The 19225-nt window shown below is 48.5% G+C and carries 13 protein-coding genes; all 13 read left to right on the top strand.

The window, feature by feature from the left end:
- Positions 1 to 25: 25 nt before the first annotated feature.
- The 13 genes from HRU78_12025 to HRU78_11965 all read left to right on the top strand — a co-directional run bounded on the left by HRU78_12025 (position 26) and on the right by HRU78_11965 (position 19214).
- Positions 26 to 1522 carry a DEAD/DEAH box helicase gene (locus HRU78_12025; protein QOJ24284.1) on the top strand — a complete coding sequence of 499 codons (1497 nt, stop codon included), beginning with the start codon at positions 26 to 28 and terminating at the stop codon, positions 1520 to 1522.
- A 188-nt stretch (positions 1523 to 1710) separates the two neighbouring features.
- Positions 1711 to 2940 carry a pyridoxal phosphate-dependent aminotransferase gene (locus HRU78_12020; protein ID QOJ24283.1) on the top strand — a complete coding sequence of 410 codons (1230 nt, stop codon included), beginning with the start codon at positions 1711 to 1713 and terminating at the stop codon, positions 2938 to 2940.
- 149 nt (positions 2941 to 3089) lie between these two features.
- Positions 3090 to 4403 carry a homoserine dehydrogenase gene (locus tag HRU78_12015; protein QOJ24282.1) on the top strand — a complete coding sequence of 438 codons (1314 nt, stop codon included), beginning with the start codon at positions 3090 to 3092 and terminating at the stop codon, positions 4401 to 4403.
- A 91-nt stretch (positions 4404 to 4494) separates the two neighbouring features.
- Positions 4495 to 5910: a threonine synthase gene (locus HRU78_12010; GenBank protein ID QOJ25043.1), complete on the top strand. Its 1416-nt coding sequence runs from the start codon at positions 4495 to 4497 to the stop codon at positions 5908 to 5910.
- 73 nt (positions 5911 to 5983) lie between these two features.
- On the top strand, positions 5984 to 6502 hold the full coding sequence (locus tag HRU78_12005; GenBank protein ID QOJ24281.1) for a hypothetical protein: 519 nt from the start codon (positions 5984 to 5986) through the stop codon (positions 6500 to 6502).
- A gap of 265 nt (positions 6503 to 6767) precedes the next feature.
- On the top strand, positions 6768 to 7487 hold the full coding sequence (locus HRU78_12000) for a DUF2971 domain-containing protein (protein QOJ24280.1): 720 nt from the start codon (positions 6768 to 6770) through the stop codon (positions 7485 to 7487).
- A gap of 659 nt (positions 7488 to 8146) precedes the next feature.
- Complete coding sequence (locus HRU78_11995; protein QOJ24279.1) at positions 8147 to 12205, top strand: RHS repeat protein; 4059 nt, start codon at positions 8147 to 8149, stop codon at positions 12203 to 12205.
- A 4-nt stretch (positions 12206 to 12209) separates the two neighbouring features.
- Positions 12210 to 12434, top strand: coding sequence for a hypothetical protein (locus HRU78_11990; GenBank protein QOJ24278.1), 225 nt, complete (start codon positions 12210 to 12212; stop codon positions 12432 to 12434).
- A 245-nt stretch (positions 12435 to 12679) separates the two neighbouring features.
- Complete coding sequence (locus HRU78_11985) at positions 12680 to 13324, top strand: PEP-CTERM sorting domain-containing protein (GenBank protein QOJ24277.1); 645 nt, start codon at positions 12680 to 12682, stop codon at positions 13322 to 13324.
- A gap of 568 nt (positions 13325 to 13892) precedes the next feature.
- A complete protein-coding gene (locus HRU78_11980; GenBank protein QOJ24276.1) occupies positions 13893 to 14588 on the top strand; it encodes a succinate dehydrogenase iron-sulfur subunit in 696 nt (231 codons plus the stop codon).
- A complete protein-coding gene (locus tag HRU78_11975) occupies positions 14585 to 14818 on the top strand; it encodes a succinate dehydrogenase assembly factor 2 (protein QOJ24275.1) in 234 nt (77 codons plus the stop codon). The genes HRU78_11980 and HRU78_11975 overlap by 4 nt, the downstream gene beginning before the upstream one ends.
- Before the next feature lie 224 nt (positions 14819 to 15042).
- Positions 15043 to 16344 (top strand): citrate (Si)-synthase, encoded by a 1302-nt coding sequence (gene gltA / locus HRU78_11970; GenBank protein ID QOJ24274.1) that lies wholly within the window; start codon positions 15043 to 15045, stop codon positions 16342 to 16344.
- A 29-nt stretch (positions 16345 to 16373) separates the two neighbouring features.
- Complete coding sequence (locus HRU78_11965; GenBank protein QOJ24273.1) at positions 16374 to 19214, top strand: 2-oxoglutarate dehydrogenase E1 component; 2841 nt, start codon at positions 16374 to 16376, stop codon at positions 19212 to 19214.
- Positions 19215 to 19225: the final 11 nt, after the last annotated feature.

Here is a 19225-nt window from a genome sequence, read left to right as displayed (position 1 = left end):
GGTAATTTTCAGGAGCAGTAAAAATATGTCATTTGAGCAACTCGGTTTATCGACCGATTTATTGCGCGCAATCTCCGAGCAGGGATATGTAAACCCCACTCCAATTCAAGAACAAGCAATCCCAGTAATTTTAGAAGGAAAAGATGTGATGGGCGGTGCTCAAACAGGCACCGGAAAAACTGCAAGTTTTACCCTTCCAATGTTACAAAGGCTGGAGATTCATGCAAATAGCAGTATGTCACCGGCCAAGCATCCGGTCCGTGCATTAATTTTAGTTCCAACGAGAGAGCTTGCCATGCAGGTGCACGATAGCGTTAAAACCTACGGCAAGTACTCAGCGCTTAGATCGGCCGTTGTTTATGGCGGAGTCAATATCGATACACAAATCGACATCGTTCGCTCCGGCATAGAGATTATGGTCGCGACACCCGGAAGACTGCTGGATCATATTCAACAAAAGACTCTAACACTGGCAAAAGTCGAGATACTTGTTTTGGATGAAGCCGATCGTATGCTGGATATGGGATTCTTGCCCGATATAAAGCAAATTATTCAGCTGCTTCCGGAACAGCGGCAGAATCTCATGTTCTCGGCTACTTTTTCACCGGAAATCAAAAAACTAGCTAACAAGCTATTACAAAATCCTGTATTGATCGAAGTTGCGAAACAGAATTCAGTGAGTGAATTAATAACGCACGTTGTTTATCCGGTTGAATCCGTTAGAAAACAAGAGCTACTCATCCAATTGATCAAGCAAGAAGATTTGCAACAAGTGCTGGTTTTTACGCGAACCAAGCATGGCGCGGATCGTTTAGCACAACGCTTAAAGCGTCATGAAATTACCAGTGAAGCGATACATGGCGATAGAAATCAGCTGCAACGTACACAGGCATTGGATAATTTTAAGCAAGGCCAAATCCGGGTACTGGTCGCAACCGATGTCGCTGCGCGCGGACTCGATATAGAAGAATTGTCCCACGTCATTAATTTTGAATTGCCCAATAACCCGGAAGATTATGTGCATCGCATCGGTAGAACCGGACGTGCAGGAGCGAAAGGGGTTGCGATTTCATTGGTCAGTAAGGAAGAAAATGATTTACTGGCGGGAATAGAGAAGTTATTGGGAATTAAAATCAAAACCGAGCAAATTGGTGGATTTGAATCAAAGGAAACACAAGTTCGCGATTTTAGAAGAAATGCGGCAGTCGAAGAACAAAAGAACGGGCGTAGCGGACAATCCAAGCAGAATAAAAAGAATAATTCATTTGTAAAACACAATGAAAAAGTTATTCACTTCAATAAGGAAGTGAATGGCAGAAATACCAAGCGTGCGGATAATAAAGCTAACGATCCGTTATTCACTCAGCCTTATATATCCAAGTATGCCGATGTCAATGCCTTAATCGAGGAATCAAACGAATCGGATAAGAAACCAATGCATCGGCGGTTTTCCAAAAGACCAATACCGGCATTGTTTATCTCTCCCGCAATCAATAAACAGAAAAAAAGCGAAGCCTCTTAACTCATCTATTGTTGCGCTTCATGAGTGATGAAGGCATAAAACCAAATTCAAATGAAAAAAGCCGTGTATTTCGTTCGAGAGAATGCGGGGATAGCCGATATAATATTTTCTTGATTAACTTGAAGAATAATCGCATTGCAAAACTTTGATTCTTTCTTTATTCAGTCCTGACCATTCTACTGCTCATCATGCGTCCAATTCTGAAATCCAGCAAATTAACCAATGTATGTTATGACATTCGTGGTCCGGTGATGGAGCGTGCCAAGCAAATGGAAGAGGAAGGCCATCACATCATCAAACTGAACATCGGCAATCCGGCAACGTTTGGTTTTGATGTACCGGAAGAAATTCTGCAAGATGTGATCCGCAACTTGTCGGATGCCTCGGGTTATTGCGATTCCAAAGGGTTGTTCGCGGCGCGCAAAGCGATCATGCATTACACCCAGGAAAAGCAGATCAAGAATGTTCAGTTGGATGATATTTTCATCGGCAACGGTGTATCGGAACTGGTCGTGTTGACGATGCAAGCGTTGCTGGATAATGGCGACGAAGTATTGATACCGATGCCGGATTATCCGTTGTGGACGGCTGCAGTTGTGCTGTCCGGCGGTATGGCGCGGCATTATGTGTGCGATGAAGCATCGGGCTGGTTGCCTGATCTCGACGATATACGCGCCAAGATCAATCCCAGGACACGCGCCATCGTCATCATCAATCCCAACAATCCGACCGGCGCACTCTATCCGAAGGAATTGCTGCTGGAAATCATTGAAATTGCCCGTCAGCATCAACTGATCATTTACGCCGACGAAATTTACGACAAAATTCTGTATGACGATGCGACGCACACATCGATCGCCTCACTGGCCGATGATGTGCTGTTCGTGACATTCAATGGATTATCGAAAAATTACCGCGCGGCCGGTTTCCGCTCTGGCTGGGCGGTAGTCTCCGGTGAGAAAAACCATGCGCGCGATTATATCGCGGGGCTGAATATGTTGGCCTCAATGCGGTTATGCGCTAATGTACCATCGCAATTCGGCATCCAAACAGCGCTAGGCGGTTATCAAAGTATTTACGATTTGACATTGCCGACCGGACGATTGATGCGTCAGCGTGATACCGCGTGGAAATTACTGACGGACATTCCCGGGGTAAGCTGTTTTAAACCGCAATCGGCGTTGTATTTGTTTCCACGGCTTGATCCGGAAGTTTATCCGATTGAGGACGACCAGCAATTTGTGCTTGATCTTCTGCTGGAAGAAAAAGTGCTGCTGGTACAAGGCACCGGTTTTAACTGGATGAAACCGGATCATTTTCGTGTGGTATTCTTGCCCAATGTTGACGACCTGACTGAAGCGGTCGGCCGCATTGGGAATTTTCTACAACGTTACCGCAAACGTCACGGCACCAATTAGCAGAAACAACCAGCTAATGGCTATACAACTTTCTGCATTTTAATTCTTGTTCGCTTCAACTGTTTAGTGCATTGCTTGCCGGGCACTAATTCCATTTCTCGCTTATAATCTCATACCGCAAATTTTCAGTTTTTTTACAGCACACTATTATGAATCCGATACAAATAGGTTTATTGGGCGTTGGTACCGTCGGCGGCGGCACCTATACCGTTTTGAAACGTAATCAAGAAGAAATCGCACGTCGCGCAGGCCGGGGAATTGTTATCAAAATGATCGCCGATACCAATCTGGAAAGAGCGCGTAGCCTCGCCGATGCCGATGTCATCGTCACAGCCGATGGTCACGAAGTGACCCGGAATCCGGAAATCGACATCGTCGTCGAATTGATCGGCGGGCAAACCATTGCCAAAGAATTGATCTTGGAAGCGATTGCCAACGGCAAGCACATCGTCACGGCGAATAAAGCATTGCTGGCCAATCATGGTACCGAAATTTTCGCCGCCGCGCGCGCCAAGGGCGTGATCGTTGCTTTTGAAGCGGCAGTCGCCGGTGGTATTCCGATTATCAAAGCGCTGCGCGAGGGGTTGACGGCCAATCGTATCACCTGGATTGCGGGCATCATCAACGGTACATCGAATTTCATCCTGTCGGAAATGCGCGATAAAGGCTTGCCGTTTGAAACGGTGCTGGCGCAAGCGCAAAAGCTTGGCTATGCCGAGGCCGATCCGACGTACGATATCGAAGGCATTGATGCGGCGCACAAAATAACGCTGATGTCGGCGATTGCATTCGGTATTCCGGTGCAATTCAGCAAAGTGTATACCGAGGGCATTACCAAACTGACCGGAGAAGATATCCGCTATGCCGAAGAATTGGGTTATCGCATTAAACTGCTCGGTATCACCAAGCGTGTCGAAAAAGGTATCGAATTGCGCGTGCATCCAACTTTGATTCCGGTACGCCGCCTGATCGCTAATGTCGAAGGCGTGATGAACGCGATTGTGGTCAAAGGCGATGCCGTCGGTGCCACACTATATTACGGCGCCGGTGCCGGAGCAGAGCCTACCGCCAGTTCGGTGATCGCCGATCTGGTCGATGTCACGCGCCTGCATACCGCCGATCCGATGCATCGCGTACCGCCGCTGTCATTCCAGCCGGATTTGCTGTCCGATACGCCGGTGATTCCGATGGAGGACGTAGAAAGTTCTTACTATCTGCGCATTCAAGTGATCGACAAGCCCGGTGTGATGGCGGAAATTACTCGGATTGTGGCGGAACAAAATATTTCCATCAGTGCGTTGCTGCAAAAAGAAGCGAGCGACGAATCGGATCAAGTCAGTGTCATCATGCTGACGCATTTGACAGTTGAGAAAAACATCAATGCCGCTATCAGCCGCATCGAAGCATTACCGGTCGTCACCGGCAAAGTGTTCCGGCTGCGCATTGAAGAATTGAACAACTAACGTGGGAACCGGCGATGATGCAGCAAACTGCTTTGACGGCGTTTGCCGCGTCCCCGGTCTCTCATTGTTGTATAACCTGAAGAAACCAACCATGCATTATATTTCTACCCGCGGCGGCATGCCGCCCAAAAGCTTTTCTGAAATTCTGTTGAGCGGCCTGGCACCGGATGGTGGTCTGGCGATTCCGGAAGCGTATCCCCAAATCACATCAACAGAACTATCCGCGTGGCGGGGATTGAGCTATCCGGCGCTGGCATTCGAAATCCTGTCGCGCTTCGTCGATGATATTCCTTCAGACGATTTGCGCAGCATCATCCATCAAACCTATACCGCGGAAGTTTTCGGCACACCGGACATCACACCGCTGAAAACGCTGGAACCGGGGCTGCACATTTTGGGATTATCCAACGGACCAACGCTGGCATTCAAAGACATCGCGATGCAGCTGCTTGGCAATCTGTTCCAATACCAGCTCGCCAAAACCGGCGACGAATTGAATATCCTTGGTGCGACCTCGGGTGACACCGGCTCCAGCGCCGAGTACGCGATGCGCGGCAAGCGCGGCATTCGTGTGTTTATGCTGTCGCCGCTCGGCAAAATGAGCCGCTTCCAGACCGCGCAAATGTTTTCACTGCAAGACAAAAATATTTTCAACATCGCCATCCGCGGAGTGTTCGACGATTGCCAAGACATCGTCAAAGCAGTCAGCAATGATCATGCGTTCAAAGAAGCGCACCGCATCGGTACCGTCAATTCGATCAACTGGGCGCGCATCGTCGCGCAAGTGGTGTATTACTTCAAAGGCTATTTTGCCGCGACCAAAAGCAACGACGAACAAGTGTCGTTCGCCGTGCCGTCCGGCAATTTCGGCAACATCTGCGCCGGTCACGTCGCGCGCATAATGGGATTGCCGATCAAACACCTGATCCTGGCGACGAACGAAAACGACGTGCTCGACGAATTTTTCCGCACCGGCGTGTACCGTCCGCGCACGACTACCGAAACCCAACACACCAGCAGTCCGTCGATGGATATTTCCAAAGCATCCAACTTCGAACGTTTCATCTTCGATCTGACCGGCCGCAACGCGCAACAGGTCAAAGAACTATGGTCAGCAGTCGACAAAGGCAACGCCTTCGACTTATCGAAAACCCCGCTGTTCGCCAAAATCCAGGACTACGGCTTCGTCTCCGGCAGCAGCAACCACGCTGCGCGCATCAGCACCATCCGCGACATCTACCAACGCTATCAGATGCTAGTCGACACCCACACCGCCGACGGCCTCAAAGTCGGCCAAGCGCACCGCGAAACCGGCGTGCCGCTGATTTGCCTGGAAACCGCGCTACCTGCCAAATTTGCCGAAAGCATCCAGGAAGCCATCGGACGCGAACCGGAACGCCCGACGGGCTTTGAGAATCTGGAAAGTTTGCCGCAACGGTTTGTGGTGAAGGATGCGGATGTAGCTGCGGTGAAAGCGTATATTGATGAGTTCAGTAGGGCGCAATAGCATTGCGCCGAATGACGATGGTGCATGCGCTACGCTTATTGGTACCTTACGAGTTAAGAAACTGGGAAAATAAATGAAGCTTATCGATCACCGAAAAGCATTATCTGAAAATGTTGATGCATACTCGTATGAGTTACGTGACGAAAATATTGAACGTTTAATAAGATCTTTGATTCCACATCTTAAAAGCTCCGGTTTTAATGTTTCTTTCAAAGCATCATTCGATAATTTATCAGAAATGATAAAAATGCTATTTGAAGCACAAGATCATAGGCCATTTTTTCATGTCGAGGGTACTGAGCTTCCACTTTGCTGGAATTCTCCCAAAGATTGGGATAAAAACTATATCAAATATGAATGGGGTCATCTGAGATCACGAAATCAAGCACAAGATAAATCCCATAAGATTGAAAACTTAGGATTGTATTCAGCTCGCTGCAATCAGCATATTCAAAGTAGTATGCATATAGAAGAGCTTATGATTTATGGCGGAATTCTTGCTCAAAGAATAAGCAATGTTCTAACTGAGAGGCGCAAGCTTTTTAATTCATGTCGTTGGAATGCATTGGTTAAATATTTATTAGAATCATGATGGCGAGTACTGTAAGGATGGGGAGTGTGAATAACACAAAAGGATTCAGGTCTAGATATAATTCAATTATTCTTTCAACCTCATTAAGGTACCAGGTCTTGATATAACAGTTATGCTTCTTCCTTTGACGCTATAGCCCTTTTAATCATTTTTTCCACATTCGGTTTCATTTATCCTTTAAGAAAATAAATTTCATCAAGGATGTATGGCATTTTCTTAAAAAATAAAAGATGAATATGAAACGGCCACTCCAACCGACTTTTCGATGATTGTCTACCACTTCACTTCTTCCGAATTTGCCCTAAAAGCCTTGCGTGACCGCCGTTTGAAAATTTCGCGCATCAATGAACTGAATGATCCGTTTGAATTTTGTGCTGCCGATTTTTCCGATAGCGATACTCAAACCAAACAGGAAACATTCAATAATCAGGCGAACGATCACTATGGAGTGATTTGTTTTTCAGAACAATATCAGGATCCGGTGTTGTGGAGTCATTATGCAGATGGGCATCGCGGTGTTGTGTTGGTGTTTGAAATTCCCGACGATAAAGCCATTGCCATCAATTATCAGCCTGAACGCTTCAAGTTGGATGTTGATGCCGCACGTAAACGCTGTAGTTTTGAAGAATCGGACTTGAATCAATTAATCTCAACAAAATTTTCAAGTTGGGGTTATGAAAGAGAGATTCGAATGATGTGCCGCCTGAGCGATCATTTCTGTCAAATCGATGCAAAAGGGAAAAAAGTCTATTTTGAGTCATTGAGTCTGGAATCCTTCGGCGTGGATGCGTTAAAGCTCATCGGAATGATTCGCGGCGCTCGTTGCGATTTGAAACCCGCGGATATCGCGAGCGAATTACTGGCAGTCGATACGCTGCCGGTTCAGGATGCCCAATTGGATTCATCATCGTTTCAAATCATTGCTGGAGAAGCCTATCCAGTGAGCGGAGTACGATCGTTTTCCGTTTGCTGTTTCAGGGTTTGATCAGCCTGGGGTTGACATAGTCGCCCAGCGGCACGCAGGCGGCGCAATCAGCGAGGGTTACCAAATGAGATACACAAAGCCGCGCTGCAACAAACATAATTAATCAGCATTTTATTCCTCATATCCAAGCAATTGCTTCCATACTATTAAATCGCAAATAAAGAACAAAGCTCCCTTTGTTCTAAGCTTTTTTCCATTTCAATCGCCGGTAATATGGCAAAAAAAAATGACTGGATTGTTGTTTGAATGAGGGAAAAGTAATGAATAGAGAAGCTATGTGTGATTTCTGTAAAAAGTTTCTAAGCCTGTTTCTTTTGTCCGTATTCGCAACGAATTCTGAAGCCGCCGGAGAAATAAATATTCCCGATGGTGTGCAAATACAGCCGCCAATAAAATTTGTATGGACAAGAAATACTATAGATACACGCGGCATGACAGAATATCAATTTGAATTAAATAGCGCTGCGTATCCTTACTCTCAGTCTTATCAACAGGCACTTGAGCCGCTTAGACGGGAAACATGTTCAGAATATGGCGGTGCGTGGCTTTGTCATCCTATTGAAGATTTTCCGTATTACCCGGGCTATAGTGGGTGGATTAAGGGTTATAGATTTTGCCGTATATACGAACCTGGTTACTGTGGTTGGCATACATCAGCGATGGAAGGTATCTGTCCTGGGAACTTAGCCGGGTACAGCATCAAGGATATTTATAACGTCGACCGTTATGGCTATATCGCTTGCCCTGTTCCTTCTTATCCGGATGGTGAGAAAGATCTGGCTAAACCTGAAGAATGCGGTGATAGAACACCAAATCCGGTTTATCTGGGATTAGGGCGCAAAGAACTGACAATTCCGATTTATCGCATTGGCAGCAGTAGTTTTCCGATAGATTTCCAACTGTTTTACCAGCATAACGATACAAAAAGATCGAGTACAACCTGGCGTCATTCTTACTACAAATTCATAGTTTTGGATGGATTGCCTAGTCCAGTGAGTGCACGTATTTATCGCGGTAGGGGAGCAGTAATATTTAATAAGAATCAGACGACTGGGGAATGGCATAGCGACATTGATATCAATGACTCATTGATCGAATTGTTCGATGATGCTAATAACCGTTTGGGTTGGGTATATCGGGATAGTTTGAATGACAGGATAGAAAAATATGATGTCTCGGGCAAATTATTATCAGTTGAAGACAGAAGCGGAATTACTCACTCACTGACTTACAGCGCATTAGGTAATTTATCCAGAGTAGCCGACTCGTTCGGAAATCAGTTGCAGTTCACGCATGATGATTATGGTAACTTTGCCACACTGACCGGCTTAGCTGGGAATCTTTATCGATTTACTTACCAAAGCAACGGCAACCTGACTTCAGTTACCTTTCCCGACGGTAAAGTCCGCACCTACCATTACAGCGAACCGGCTTTTACAAGCGGAGCCAGTTTACCTAATGCCTTAACCGGCATCACCGATGAGAACGGTGTGCGTTTCGCTACTTATACTTATGATGCACAAGGCCGTGCGGTAGTAACTGAGCATGCGGGCGGGGTAGAGCGCTATGTGCTGGGTTATAGCGCCGATGGCAGTAGTACCCTCGTGACCGATTCGCTGAATAGCCAATACACCCACCACTTTCAAACCATTCTGGGTGTCGCTAAAAGCAGCGGTCAATCGCAGCCTGCCGGTTCGGGTTGTAGTGCTGCTTCCAGTGCAACAACCTATGATGTTAACGGCAATGTTGCTAGCCGTGCCGATTTCAATGGCAATAAGACCTGCTATGCCTACGACCTGACCCGGAATCTGGAAACTGCCCGGATTGAAGGGCTAAGCAGCGGCAGTAACTGCCCAGGGGATTTATTCAGCTATACAGCCGCCGCCAACAGCAGCGAGCGTAAAATCCTCACGGCTTGGCATGCGAATTTCCGCTTACCGGTCAAAATCACTGAAGCCGGACGGGAAACCGGTTATGTCTATGACACGCACGGCAATGTCGCGCAACATCAAATCAAAGACACCGCAACAAACGCCACGCGGGCATGGAGTACGAACTATGTTTATCATCCCAGTATTCCGGGGGTGATTTTGCAAAAAATAGAGGACGGCCCGCGCACCGATGTAACCGATATCACTACCACCGATTATTACGCGCCGGATGCAGCTTGCACTGGTGGCCATTCTGGTTGCCGCGGGGAAATCGCCAGTATCACCAACGCTTTGGGTCACGTCACGCAAATCACGCGCTATAACGCCCACGGCCAGCCGGAAGAAATCGTCGATCCCAATGGCTTGGTTACGAGTCTTACCTACGATGTTCGTCAGCGTATACTCAGCCGCACAGTTGGTACGGAGATTACGCGCTATCAGTACGATGGTGTTGGGCAGCTCCAAAAAATCACTCTACCCGATGGCAGTTTCTTAAGCTACACCTACGATGCCGCGCATCGCCTAACCGCGATAGCCGATAACCTGGGTAATCGCGTGCAATATACACTGGACGCTATGGGTAACCGTACCAAGGAAGAATTATTCGATCCGCTCAATAACCTGACGAAAACCCAGCAACGCGGATTCGATGCGCTAAACCGGCTGTGGAAAGACACCGGCGCACAAAGCCAGACCACACAATATCAATACGACGCGCAAGGCAACCTGAAACAGGTTGCCGATCCGTTGTTGCATACCGCCACCTATCAGTTCGATACGCGCAACCGCCTCAAAGAAACCATCGATCCGGCCAACGGCCATACCCAGCAAACGCTGGATGCGCTCGATCGGCTCACGCAGGTAACCGATCCGCGAAATATTGCCACCACCTACACAGTCAGCGGCTTTGGCGACCTGACGCAGGAAGTCTCCGCCGATCGCGGCACCGCGACCTACACCTATGACAGCGCCGGCAACCTCAAAACCGTCACCGATGCACGGGGTGTCAAACACACCTATACCTGGGATGCGCTGAACCGCCCCACTCAACGCACCCATGCCACGGTTGCCGGAATTCCCGGCACAACCGCGCTGACCTGGAGCTACGACGCGGGCAGCAATGGCATTGGCCGGTTAACCGGCCTGTCGGACGAATCGGGGTCTACCAGCTTCAGTTATGACTCGCATGGGCGTTTGCTCAACACACTACAGATTGCAAGGATAAACAATGCCAGCTACACGCAAACGCTCAGCTACCACTACGACAGCTTGGGCCGCTTAGACCAAACCACGTACCCATCCGGCACGCAAATCACCACCAGCTATGGCGCCGATGGCCGCCCAAGCGAAATCCGCGTCAATGGCAATGTGCTGCTGAACAACATTACCTACCACCCGTTTGGCACACCGAAAAGCTGGGTATGGGGTAATGGTCAAGCGTATACGCGTAGTTTTGATCTAGATGGGCGGCTCAAAACCCACTCTGCCGGTGGCGATACCCGGACATTAATCTACGATCCTGCCAGCCGCATCACGCAAACAACCGGTCCCGATCCGGTGTATAACCGCAGCTACGATTACGATGTGCTGAATCGTCTGATCAGCCAGTCGGATAATTCTGGCTTCAAGCTCTGGGACTACGATCCCAACAGCAATCGCACCCAGGCGCAATTTGGCGCTACCGGTTATCCGTATACCATAGCTTCGGATAGCAATCGCCTGATGAATGTTGCCGGGCCGGTGGCCAAGACTTACAGCTACGACGCTGCCGGCTATCCATTAAGTGATGGCATCGCTACTTTCACCTGGAATGCTGCTGGAAAACTCTCGATGGCGATCAAGAGCGGTAAAACGCACACTTATAAATACAATGCTCTGGATCAACGCATTATCAAGAACGGCCCGTTAAGTCCGAAGTTTTTCTTCTTTTATGACCCCAATGGACAATTAATCGGCGAATACCGGGATGATGCAATCACTGCAAAACCCGATGATTGGCTGATGCGGCAAGAAACCGTGTGGCTGGGTGATATTCCGGTTGCAGTGATCAAAAAAAACGCTCCGGCCAGCCCGATCCAGGTTTATTTCATACACGCCGATCATCTCAACACTCCTAGAGTGATCGTGAACACGAATAATACTGCCGTGTGGCGTTGGGATAACACTCATGCTTTTGGTGCCAATCTAGCCAACGAAAGCCCGCTGGATGCGACTCAGGTTTTTGAATACAACCTGCGATTCCCCGGGCAGTATTTTGATAAGGAAACGAATCTTCACTATAACTATTTCCGCTATTATGAGCCTGAAACTGGGCGGTATATCTCACCGGATCCGATTGGGTTGATGGGAGGAATGAATATTTATACATATGTCAACGGCGCGCCGACGATATTTACTGATCCAACTGGAGAAAATCCATTATTAGGTGCGGCCATTGGGGCTTTTGGAGATATTGCAATTCAACTTGCATCCAATGGTATGAGATTCGAATGTATCAAATGGGGTGTTGTTGGAATTGCAGCTTTAGCAGGAGCGATAAACCCATTCAGCGGATTGAAAGCGGCTAATTCTGCATTAAAGGCTCAAAGACAATTTGCACGAGCAGAAAGATTGCGCCAGGGTAGTCGAGCCTCCAAGCGGACGGCTCAGAGAGGATGGCGCCATAATTCCAGAGCGTTTGAAGAATTTGCTTCATGGGTTGGCGTCGAAGGCACAGCAGAAGGAGTAGGAAACCTAATACCGAATGAACGGCATATTCGCATTGAAAATAACTGCGAGTGTAATTAACGTTATGAGTGAACCGACATTTTTACAATATTTGATTCGTGTGGGTGGTGTAGGAGCGATATTCGTCATTGCGATCCTAGTAACGACTGAATTTCTTCCTGGATGGGAAAGTTATGTAGTTCTTGCTATTTCGGGTTTGGGAATTCTATCGCTTACGATTAAGGACATAGTAAGGAAGAAAAAGCGTTACAAAAAAAGCCATAGACTAGATTTGAAAAGAAAAAAGTAGGATTGTTCTATCCCGCTACAAATTAGCTACTCGTGCGATACAAGCAGGATCTTATTCGCTCGCGGTAGTTTAAAAAGAAAAAATGGATTGGATTTATTCTGATAAATTTAATCGTTTATTGAACTCATAGCAAGGTCTATGTCAATCATCATGGTTTTTTAGGGAGAATATTATGCAACTTGCTTCCATTCCGAAAATGCTTCAATATTATCAATAGATCTTATCTGTGATTAAGAGGATATAGAATGAAAAATCGTAATTTATTTCTATTTCATATACCAATAGCTATGTTGGTGGCAATGTTTATGATTTCCACGGTTCAAGCAAAGGTTATAACCGGTACAATTAAATCGTATTTTGTTGGAGAAGCGCCTGTTCCTGGAACTATGCTGTTCAGTGATGGAGTTGATCATATGTTTGTGCCATGGACTTCAACTTTTTCTATCGATAATCCTCTAGTTTTCTTCTTTGGGAGTAATGATCCTAGTAGTATTTTTGTCCCTAGCGATTACCTCACTGATGTTGGATTCGCTGCTGGAATAACGGATATTTCGCAAATTACAGATGCCTCAATTTTTAGTTTCTTTAATGGCTATATTGGCCCCAATAAAAGTGGCGATTTTGTTGTTGTGAGGAATACTTTTACAGGGCATTACGGTGCGCTCCGAATTGACAGTGTTGAGTCCAACAACACTTATTTTCCTGATGGCCTTATATTTTTTGGATCCATATTAAATGGAACCTGGTGGATCCAAACAGATGGCACTGGAAATTTCTCATCTCTAGCATCTCCTGTTCCTGAGCCATCTGCATTTATGCTATTGAGTATCGGTGTGCTTGTTTTGTTGAGTTATTGTATTCGTCTGAATAGAAATAAATTACTTGGCTGAGTAACGATTTGGAATTTATTCAGTATATAGATTCCAATAGAGTGCACTTTATCAACTGTGCAATTCATCGAAAAACATTCATTCAAGTACAGATGATTGGTATTGCCACAATTGCTCAAAAACTTTTTGAAACATATCGATCTTCGTATCTCGACTCATTAATTTATTAAAGTATTTTAATAGTCAATAACTTATGATATGTCTACTACACCCCGAGGGTGACCGTGGATCAAGCCAACGCCATCGTCTGGCACTGGGAGAACATTCATGCGCTTGGTGCTAACTTCCCTAACGAGGACCTGGATGACAATGGCTAACTGTTTGAATATCATTCTCGATTCTCTAGTCAGTATTTCGATAAATCAAGCTTGACAGATACGCATTTATCTTTGTGCTGAAATGAGGTGCTGTTTGCAGAAGTGATCGCGGTGGACGGTGTTTCTTTGATCTGTCATCCGGTTTGCAATTATAACCAAACGGTGTCAATCCGGTTTCAAATCTGTATACTTCATGCCATTCGAAATTATTTTTGACTTGAGTCCATCATCCAACCAGCCGGAGCCAGTCTATGAAGTTTTCGATTTACCGCTACGATCCCGATAAAGACGACAAGCCTTATATGCAGGATTACGACATCCAGCTGGCGCCGACTGACAAGATGCTGCTGGATGCGTTGCTGCGCATCAAGTCGATCGATGATAGTTTGAGTTTGCGCCGTTCGTGCCGCGAGGGGGTGTGCGGGTCGGATGCGATGAATATCAACGGGCGCAATGGATTGTCGTGCATTACGCCGTTGCGCGATCTGAAAGAGCCGGTGGAGATCCGTCCGTTGCCGGGGCTGCCGGTGATTCGTGACCTGATCGTCGACATGACGCAATTTTTTCAGCAGTATCATTCGATCAAGCCTTACTTAATCAACAATGATCCACCGCCGGAAACGGAGCGGTTGCAGTCGCCGGAAGAGCGCGCGGCGCTGGATGGTGTGTACGAATGTATTTTATGCGCATGTTGTACGACAGCGTGCCCATCGTTCTGGTGGAATCCGGATAAATTCGTCGGTCCGGCAGGGTTGCTGCAGGCCTACCGGTTTCTGGCGGATAGCCGTGATCAGGCGACTGCGGAGCGGTTGGATAATCTGGAAGATCCTTACCGGCTGTTTCGTTGTCATTCCATCATGAATTGCGTCGATGCGTGCCCGAAAGGCTTGAATCCGACCAAAGCAATCGGCAAAATCAAGGACATGATGGCCAAAAGAATGGTATGAAGGAATTCGAACGCGCGCGCTGGCGCTGCCGGCGCGGTTTGCTCGAATTGGATATCGTGTTGCAGCGTTTCATGGACCGGTACTACGCGCAATTGGATCGGCAGAGGCTGGAACAATTTGAACGATTGTTGTCGTTACCGGATAATGATTTGTGGGATTTGATCTCGGAAAGAAAAACTCCTGCCGATCATAGCTTGCAAACGGTACTGGAATTGCTGCAAAAGAGTTAGGGAAGCTCTGAAAAAGGTAGCGAGCGATGGCCAGGCAAGGCGAAATCAGGTGCAAAAGCGCAGTTTACAAAAGGTAAATGAGCATTTTGAATCTGATCTCAACGCGGCATGACCGAGTGTAGTAGTTTTTCAGAACCCCCTTAGGTTTCCGGCGGTATTCTGGCGGCTCCGGGGCCTGAAACAGTGCATACTAATCAATCATTCGCATTAAGTGGAGAAGTCATATGGCACAAAAAGGCACAGCGACGCTGAATCTGAATAATGGCAGCGCGCCTATCGAGCTACCGGTTTTAGCGGGAACCATAGGTCCGGATGTCATCGACATTCGCAAGCTGCATGCACAAAGCGGTATGTTTACTTACGACCCCGGGTTTGTGTCGACGGCCAGCAATAGTTCCACGATCACCTTCATCGACGGCGACAAAGGGATTCTGCTGTATCGCGGCTATCCGATCGAGCAACTGGCGCTGCATTGTGATTTTATCGATGTTTGTTACTTATTGCTGCACGGTGAGTTGCCCGCACCCGAGCAGAAAAAAACCTTCGATGCCGCGATTAAAAACCATTCGATGCTGCACGAGCAGTTGGTGCGTTTTTACAGCGGTTTCCGCCGCGATGCGCATCCGATGGCAGTGATGGTCGGCGTGGTCGGTGCGTTGTCGGCGTTTTATCATGACTCGTTGAATATTTCCGATCCGGCGCACCGCGAGCAATCGGCGTTCCGTTTGATTGCGAAATTGCCGACGATTACCGCCATGGCATATAAATACAACATCGGGCAGCCGTATGTGTATCCGCAAAACAGACTGGGTTACGCGGAAAATTTCCTGCATATGATGTTTTCCGTGCCGACGGAGAAATATGAAGCCAATCCGGTGATCGTGCGCGCCTTGGATCGGATCCTGATTCTGCACGCCGATCACGAGCAAAATGCCTCCACCTCGACGGTGCGGCTGGCAGGTTCCAGCGGTGCCAATCCATTCGCCTGCATCTCTGCCGGTATTTCCTGCCTATGGGGTCCTGCGCATGGCGGCGCAAACGAAGCGTGCCTGCATATGCTGGAAGAAATCGGTGATGTGTCGCGCATCGATGAATTCATCCGGCGCGCCAAGGATAAAGAGAGTAATTACCGGCTCATGGGCTTCGGCCATCGGGTATATAAGAATATGGATCCGCGCGCGAAGCTGATGCGCGAAACCTGCCATGAAGTGCTGAACGAGCTGGGATTGCACAACGACCGCTTGTTCAAGCTGGCGCTGCAACTGGAAAAAATTGCGCTGGAAGACGATTACTTCATTTCGCGCAAACTTTATCCCAACGTCGATTTTTATTCCGGCATCGTGCAGCGCGCTTTGGGTATACCGACCAGCATGTTTACCGCGATTTTCGCCATGGCACGCACGGTCGGCTGGGTGGCGCAGTGGAGTGAGATGGTGTCCGATCCGGATCATAAGATCGGCCGTCCGCGCCAGTTGTATACCGGTACGACGATGCGCGACGTACCTGATTCGTATCGCAAGAAATAGCCGTTTATTGATTCCGGGGCGCCTATCCTATGAATAAGCCGTTATTGGATGATACGCTGTTGTCCGGCGCGAATGCCGCGTTTGTCGAAGCGGTTTATGACGAGTATCTGCATAATCCCAATTCGGTCGCGCTCGCTTGGCGCGAGTACTTTGACCGGCTGGCAAAGCAGCCGGAAATTACCACGGTCAAGCAAGCTCAAGTTCCAGCCGGTGAGACATCTGCGGTTGCAGGCGCAAAACCTGCCGCAGTAGAAACACAAACCGCATTGTCCGACGTGGTCGGTGCGGATACCGACGAACGCAAGCAAGTGGCCGTTTTGCAGCTCATCAACATGCACCGTTATCTCGGTTTGAATCAAGCCAAGCTCGATCCGCTCGGATTGAAACAGCATACCGATGTGGCGGAATTGAATCCGGCGCATTTCGGCTTTACCGAAGCGGACATGGACAAGGTGTTCAATACCGGCTCATTGGTTGGTCCGGAGCGTGCGACACTGCGGGAAATATTGCAGATTCTGCGCAAAACCTACTGCGGTTCGGTTGGCGCCGAGTACATGTATATTTCCTCGGTAGAACAGAAGCGCTGGATTCAGGCGCGATTGGAAGGCCAACGCTCGAACCCGGATTATTCCGCCGACTATAAACGCCACATTCTCGAACGGCTAACGGCTGCGGAAGGGCTGGAGCGGTATTTACACACCCGTTATGTCGGGCAGAAGCGCTTTTCCGGGGAAGGTAACGAAAGCTTGATTCCATTGCTGGATTGTCTGATTCACCGTGCCGGTAAGGCCGGTGTGCAGCAAATCATCATGGGTATGGCGCACCGCGCCCGGCTCAATGTGCTGGTAAATACCTTGGGGAAAATGCCCGCCGAACTGTTTCGCGAATTTGAAGGCACGCAACCGCAAGCTTTGCCGTCCGGCGATGTGAAATACCACCAGGGGTTTTCTTCCGCGATCAAAACCGCGGATGGCATCGTGCGCTTGGCCTTGGCGTTCAATCCTTCGCACCTGGAGATCGTCAATCCGGTGGTCGAAGGCTCGGTGCGCGCGCGCCAGCATTTGTTGAACGATAAACTGGGCGATCGGGTGCTGCCGGTGCTGATTCACGGTGATGCCGCCTTTGCCGGGCAGGGCGTGGTGATGGAAACGCTGAATTTGTCGCAAACCCGCGGTTACGGCACCGGCGGTACGGTGCATATCATCATCAACAACCAGATCGGGTTTACTACATCGGATCCGCGCGATAGTCGTTCGACGTTGTATTGCACCGATGTTGCCAAAATGATCGAGGCGCCGATTTTTCACGTCAACGGCGATGATCCGGAAGCGGTGCTGATGATCGCCGAACTGGCGTTCGATTTTCGCATGCGCTTTCACAAGGATGTGGTGATCGATATGGTGTGCTTCCGCCGTCTGGGTCATAACGAACAGGATGAACCGATGGTGACGCAACCGCGTATGTATCAAATCATCAACCAGCATCCCGGCACGCGCAGAATGTATGCGGATAAACTGAGTGCAGAAAAGGTTATCAAGCCGGAGGATGCGGAGCAACTGGTGCAAGCGTACCGTGATGCGATGGATGAGGGCACCAATCCAAACAAGACCGTTTGCTATGACTACAAGTCGCCGTATACCATTAATTGGGAGCCTTTTATCCGGCCAGTCAAATGGAACAAGAAAATTAAAACCGGCATGGCACTGCAAACGTTGAAACAGCTTGCCTTGCGGTTGACGGATATTCCCGAAGGCTTCAAGCTGCATGCGCGCGTGGCGAAAATCATCGCCGACCGGCGCCTGATGGGTAACGGTGAATTGCCGCTGGATTGGGGCATGGCGGAGAATCTGGCGTACGCAGCCTTGTTGAAGGAGGGTTATCCGGTCAGATTGTCGGGGCAGGATTCAGGGCGCGGTACTTTTTTTCACCGCCACGCCGTGCTGCACGATCAAGTCGCGGCGGATCAGAACGAGCGCATTTATGTGCCGTTGCGTCATCTGTATCCCGAACAGCCGGATTTCGTCGTCATCGATTCGATGTTGTCGGAAGAGGCGGTACTGGGTTTTGAATACGGTTACGCCACGACGCAGCCGAACGAATTGGTGATCTGGGAAGCGCAATTCGGCGATTTCGCCAACGGCGCGCAAGTGGTGATCGATCAGTTCATCGCCTCCGGCGAAGCCAAATGGGGACGTTTGTGCGGCTTGGTGATGATGCTGCCGCATGGTTACGAAGGGCAGGGGCCAGAACACTCGTCGGCGCGATTGGAACGTTACCTGCAATTATGTGCGGATTACAACATTCAGGTGTGCGTGCCGTCGACACCGGCGCAGATGTTTCATGTGTTACGGCGGCAAATGATCCGTTCGATCCGCAAGCCGCTGATCATCATGAGTCCGAAAAGTATGTTGCGGCTTAAGGAATCTACTTCGAATCTGGATGAATTGGCGCACGGTCATTTTTATCCGGTCATTTCCGAAACTGACAATCTGGATTGCGATAAAGTAAAACGTATCATCGCTTGCAGCGGAAAAATTTATTACGAGTTGATGGCTTATCGCAAAGAACAACAGATCTCTAATATGGCAATCATTCGTTTGGAACAGCTCTATCCGTTTCCACACGAAGAATTCCAAGCCGAAATTGATCGTTTCAGTAATGCCAAAGAAGTTGTCTGGTGCCAGGAAGAGCCTGGCAATCAAGGTGCGTGGCATCGCATTCAACACTATTTATTGCGCCATATGAAACCGGACCAAGTGCTGGGCTATGCGCTGCGCGCATCTTCGGCCTCTCCCGCGGTCGGTTACACGGCAAGACACAAATTTACACAGAATGAATTAATCGTCGCAGCATTCCGAGAAAAAATTTAGTACGAGGACGC

The sequence above is a fragment of the Gammaproteobacteria bacterium genome (genome assembly GCA_015709635.1).
Taxonomy (GTDB): domain Bacteria; phylum Pseudomonadota; class Gammaproteobacteria; order Burkholderiales; family Nitrosomonadaceae; genus Nitrosomonas.
This window is presented reverse-complemented; position numbering and strand designations above follow the sequence as displayed.